This is a genomic window from Bradyrhizobium sp. (assembly GCF_049586575.1).
Lineage (GTDB): Bacteria > Pseudomonadota > Alphaproteobacteria > Rhizobiales > Xanthobacteraceae > Bradyrhizobium.
The window spans coordinates 1-2244 of sequence record NZ_JBAVCF010000566.1; the positions used below are offsets into that span (position 1 = coordinate 1).

Annotated in this window: 1 protein-coding gene; it reads left to right on the forward strand. The window is 58.1% G+C overall.

All coding sequences use genetic code 11. The annotated features are described in order from the left end of the window. Window positions 1–51: 51 nt before the first annotated feature. The coding region (locus WB528_RS21385) for a PAS-domain containing protein (protein ID WP_423890442.1) at window positions 52–2244 on the forward strand (2193 nt) is incomplete at its 3' end.

Sequence of the window (2244 nt, forward strand, 5' to 3'; positions counted from 1 at the left end):
CTAAATAATAGACAGCAAATGCCTGCAACCGGCTTGGGTCGGCGGTATATCATGACGGCGTCTCTGGAAAAAGCGGCTGCCAAGTACAGCATCGACGAACTTCACACTATACTCTCGCTGCATGCAATTGCAGTGAGCGAGATGGCACAAGGTCTCTGTCTGCTCGATGCTGAGTTGAGGATCGTTCTATTCAATCGGCGCTTTGTCGAAAGTCTGGAGGTCGATAGCAAGCTCGTGCGGGTCGGCGTGCCTCTGCGCGCCGTTCTTGGGGCGAACACTCGGGAAGGGAGTTTTGCCGATCGCGCCGACACCGAAATGTGGGAAGAGGTTGAAGAACTGATGGCGCAAGGCGCGCCGTTCCGGCTGCAGCGAAGTCAGCCACGCGCCAAGGGCGTGATGACACTCGATTGCCGACCGACAAGCGGGCGTGGCTGGGTTCTGACCTCTGATAATTCGAGCACGTGGTCCGGTTTGGCGGCTCCGCAACAGCCCGGGTTCCTCAAAGAGGTCATTGAGCACGTTTCCAACGGGCTCTGCGTCCTCGATTCCGAACAGAACCTGATTTTGTGCAATGAACAATTCAAGCGGATTTATGGCTTCGATTCTGCATTGGTCAAACCAGGCGTGAACTTGCGCAACATCTTTGCGGGCGCAACCAGCTGTGGGATGTTTTCAGACGCGACTTCCGACAAGATCCAAGCAGATCTGGCAGCGCTGTTCGGCGAGAAAAATACTAAGCAGCAGTTTCGTTTGAACGACGGTCGTGTCATTGAGGCTCGTGCGCTGAACATCGAAAGCGGCGGCTGGCTTACCGAACACAGGGATGCTACCCGTAGGGTGCTGCACGAGGCCGCGATCCGGGATCGAAAGCATCTGTTAGACGCCGTGCTCGACCACATGGCGCATGGTTTGTGCGCGTACGACGAAAACCTCGACCTCATCGTCGTGAACGCGCGTTACCTTGAGATCTACGGTCTGACCTTTGAGGATGCGCGGCCAGGCACGCCTTTGGTCGAACTTATGCGCCGGTCGATCGCCCACGGCGTTCACCGACCTGGAATCAGTGCCGAGGAAATGCTGGCCGATTTCAAGAAGCGTCTCATCGACAACAACGAGCCTGAACTGCGCCGCCACCTCGCTGACGGCCGGGTGATCTCCGTGCGTCATCGGCCGATGAATGGCGGGGGTTGGGTGGGTACTTACGAAGACGTCACCGAGCGCTGTCGGGCAGAAGAAAGCATCGCCCGGATCGCGCGGCATGACGCGCTCACGGATCTGCCGAATCGCCTGTTGTTCGGCGAAAGGATGATCGAAGGCCTCGCCGCTGTCGCCGAAAAGAAAGAGGCGATGGCAGTGATGTGTTTCGACCTCGATAATTTCAAGGCCGTGAACGATTCGCTCGGCCATCCAATTGGCGACAAACTCCTGCAGGAACTTGCCAAGCGTCTGCGCACGACCGTCGACGCTAATGCTACCATTGCACGGCTTGGCGGCGACGAATTCGCTATTATTCATCCTTCGATCGACGCCTTGGACGCCGAAAAGCTGGCGAGTCGCATGATCAGCACGATGTCGACTCCGTTCATTATCGAAGGTCAGGAAATCCACGCCAGCATCTGCATCGGCATCGCAATGGCGCCCCAGCACGGCACAACTGCCGAGCAGCTGATGAAGTGCGCCGATTTGGCGCTTTACCGCGCTAAGGACCAGGGACGCGGTTCATGGCGCTTTTTTGACCCGGAGATGGACGTGCAGATTCAGGCGCGCCGTGCGCTTGAAGTCGATCTGCACCGGGCTTTGGGAGCCGGCGAGTTTCGCCTAGATTATCAACCGTTGATCAATCTGGTGACAAACAGCGTCGTTGGAATGGAAGCGCTGGTCCGCTGGATCCATCCGCTCCGTGGACCGATCTCTCCAGCCGAGTTTATTCCGATTGCCGAGGAAACCGGCCTGATCGTGCCGCTGGGCGAGTGGGTCCTGCGTCAGGCCTGCGCGGATGCGAGGAATTGGCCTGCTACGGTCAAGGTCGCGGTCAACCTCTCGCCCATCCAATTTCGGAATCGCAACCTGGTATCGGTCGTCATCAACGCATTGGCCACTGCCCGCCTTTCCGCCACGCGGCTGGAACTTGAAATTACCGAAGCCACCCTGATGCATAACGCCGAGTCTGCGGTCTCGACCTTGCAACAGCTTCGTGCATTCGGCGCGCGGATCGCGATGGACGATTTCGGCACGGGCTACTCG